The organism is Candidatus Cloacimonadota bacterium, from assembly GCA_011372345.1.
GTDB lineage: Bacteria > Cloacimonadota > Cloacimonadia > Cloacimonadales > TCS61 > DRTC01.
Genome location: DRTC01000320.1, coordinates 1 through 3083, shown reverse-complemented (window position 1 = coordinate 3083; position 3083 = coordinate 1). Strand labels below are relative to the sequence as shown.

The 3083-nt window shown below is 36.7% G+C and carries 4 protein-coding genes; 3 read left to right on the top strand and 1 reads right to left on the bottom strand.

Translation table 11 applies throughout. The features are described from left to right. The first annotated feature begins 2 nt into the window (after positions 1 to 2). The 3 genes from ENL20_06240 (at position 3) to ENL20_06230 (ending at position 2330) form a co-directional block, all read left to right on the top strand. On the top strand, positions 3 to 344 hold the full coding sequence (locus ENL20_06240; GenBank protein ID HHE38153.1) for a hypothetical protein: 342 nt from the start codon (positions 3 to 5) through the stop codon (positions 342 to 344). Between the two features lie 88 nt (positions 345 to 432). After that, positions 433 to 1038, top strand: coding sequence for a DUF374 domain-containing protein (locus tag ENL20_06235; protein HHE38152.1), 606 nt, complete (start codon positions 433 to 435; stop codon positions 1036 to 1038). An 89-nt stretch (positions 1039 to 1127) separates the two neighbouring features. Continuing rightward, positions 1128 to 2330 (top strand): pyridoxal phosphate-dependent aminotransferase, encoded by a 1203-nt coding sequence (locus tag ENL20_06230; GenBank protein HHE38151.1) that lies wholly within the window; start codon positions 1128 to 1130, stop codon positions 2328 to 2330. 567 nt (positions 2331 to 2897) lie between these two features. Here the strand turns inward: ENL20_06230 and ENL20_06225 are convergent. Then, the coding region (locus tag ENL20_06225) for a hypothetical protein (protein HHE38150.1) at positions 2898 to 3083 on the bottom strand (186 nt) is incomplete at its 5' end.

The following is a 3083-nucleotide window of genomic DNA, read 5'->3' as shown; positions in this document are numbered from 1 at the left end:
TTCTGACCGTTACTTCCGGAACTGCTGCTTTAGAGACTGCATTTATCGGAACACCTTTCGTCATAGTTTATAAGACCAGCAGGATCTCCTACGAGATTGGGAAAAGATTCGTAAAGATCAAACGGATCGGACTTCCCAATATCGTTTTGGAAAAAGATATCTTACCGGAATTAGTTCAGGATGATGCTTCAGCGGAAAATATTTTCGGAACAATATCAGAAATAATTAATTCTCCTGAAAAATATCAGAAAATTTCTTCCGAACTCAAACATCTTCACGATATTTTAGGAAAAAAATCTGCTTCCGGAGAAATGGCAGACATTATCGAAGGTTTCTTCAAATGATGGATGTATCACAAACAATCCTGTTTGTGCCGATAAGCAAACAACTAACTGAACAAACAAGGTTGTTTGTTTTACAATAGGTTTTTCAATGATGAAATTTCTCTTTTTTATCGAGAAATATTTAGCAGCAAAATTCGTACTTATTCTGGGATTTACTCTACGAATTAAAGTGTTAAAAAAACCTCCAAAAGAAAAAGTTATTTATTCTTTCTGGCATCGGAATATTATGCCGCTGTTATTCTCCAGGAAATTTGAAAAAGTTGTTGTACTTATCTCATCTTCAAAAGATGGAGAACTGGTTGCCGGACCCTGTCGAGTTCTCGGATTTAAAACAGCAAGAGGTTCATCTACTCGTGATGGTATCAAAGCGATGAAAGAAATGGTCAAACTTTCACAGAAACACAGCATCGCCATCACTCCGGATGGTCCGAAAGGTCCGCGGGAAGAGATCAAAGATGGGCTACTTTATTTGGCATACTTGACAAAACTTCCGATCATTCCGGTTGCTGTTGATATTCAGAAAGAATTGGTATTCAATTCCTGGGACAGATTCAGGTTACCGGTTCCTTTCAGTCGGGTGAATATCAGTTATGGAGAACCGATCCATGTAAATTCTAAAGAAGAAATCGAGAATAAATTAATTGAAGTTCAGAAGGCAATGGAGGAATTGGCTCGAGAAAATTCACTGAAATAAACCGGATTCATCTATCTACATCAATGAATGAATTCTTCGTGTCTTCGTGCCATCGTAGTAAATAAAAAAAAATAAAAAGTGAGGAAAAAATGAAATTATCAAATCGTGCTGTTAATATCCAGGAATCTCCGATCAGGAAATTAATGCCTTATGCAAATGATGCAAAAGCAAAAGGAATCAAGATCTATCATCTGAATATTGGGCAGCCCGATATCGAAACTCCGCAGGAAATGCTCAATGTTTATTTGAATTATGGAGATAAGGTTCTGGCTTACGGACCTTCGCAAGGTTTGGACTGTTATCGGGAAAATCTCGTGAACTACTACAGCAGACACGGAATCAAGATCAGCAAAGAAGATATTATCGTCACCACTGCTGGTTCGGAAGCAATTGTTTTTGCCATGCTCGTAACCTGCAATAAAGGTGACGAGATCATTATTCCCGAACCGTTTTATACGAATTACAACGGATTTGCTTCCATGACCGGGGTGAAGATAGTTCCGCTGACAACTTTTGCTGAAAATGGTTTTGCACTACCTGATAATGAACAGATTTTATCCAGAATAACTCCTAAAACAAAAGCGATAATGCTCTGTAATCCGGGAAATCCAACAGGAACTGTCTATTCAAAAAATGATCTGGAAAGAATTGTTCATATTGCAAAAAGCCATGACTTGTTTGTCATCTCAGATGAAGTGTATCGGGAATTCGTTTATGATGGTTTAAAGCACACGAGCATTCTTGATTTTGAGAAATTCAATGATAAAGCCATTATGGTGGACAGCATTTCCAAGCGATACAGTGCTTGCGGTGCTCGTATCGGTTGTTTGATCTCCCGTAATAAACAGCTGATGACTGCTGCTCTGAAATTTGCACAAGCCCGTTTGTGTCCTCCAACCATCGATCAACTGGCAGCTAATGCTGCCATCGATATTGAAGCCGAATATTTCAAGCAGATCCTGGCAGAATACGACACTCGCAGGAATACAGTTTTTGAAGAACTGCAGAAAATAGATGGAATTGTCTGTGTAAAACCAAAAGGGGCTTTTTATATCATTGCCAAACTTCCCATTAAAGATGCAGACGATTTTGCGCGCTGGATGCTGACCGACTTCTCTATAGATAAGGAAACCGTGATGTTTGCTCCTGCTCAAGGTTTTTATGCAACTCCCAATATCGGCAAAAACGAAGTTCGTATCGCATATGTTTTAAATGAAAAATCTCTTAAAAAAGCAATGAGGATATTTCGGGAAGGATTGGAAGCATATAGAAAAGAGCAGATTGGAGTTTAAGAGACTGCTATCTATATTTTCCGCTTAATGCTTTCCAGGAAATGGAAGATGGGTGTGATGTGAATACTAACTGCTAATGTTTCGTCACTGCCCCGCTCTTTCACTTTCTCTTCTTACTTGGCGAGGAGCTGTTTGTTATGCCTATTATTTCAAAAATCAATCTCATAAAAAATACATTTCAATTAATTCTATTCTATTTTTTTACGGTTACAGCTAAAAATGGTGAGCATTTCAAAGCACCAATCTTTAAATTTGCTTTGGAGTTTATTTAATGTGATTCGTTTCTTTTTTACCACTTTTCACGCGATAGCTTTTTTGCCGTTGTTACCCAACGTAATTAATTCTGTCCGTGTGAGATAGAGCAGGAATACTATTTGGCAAGTATTAGCTATGGATTGCCTGTGCAACCTGACAATGTGTATTACTGCGAAATATTTTACACATTCCTATTTACTTTGTTAAAATCAATTGCAAAACTTTTTCCAAATGAAGGAAAAATAAACAAAATAGTAATCAGTACAGTTCATATAATTATTAACAATTTATTGCTTTTCTCATCCTTGCTTATTACTTTATTAGTAACATTTTTTGGGGAATTGTGGATTTATCTCCAACTTTCAATTTATAGAAATAAATTCCTGAAGAAACAGGTTTGTTGTTTTTATTCTTTCCATCCCATGTCACTTTCCTAATATTCAATTTACAATTTTCAGTATTCAATTCTCTTACTTTCTGTCCTTTGATATTATAAAT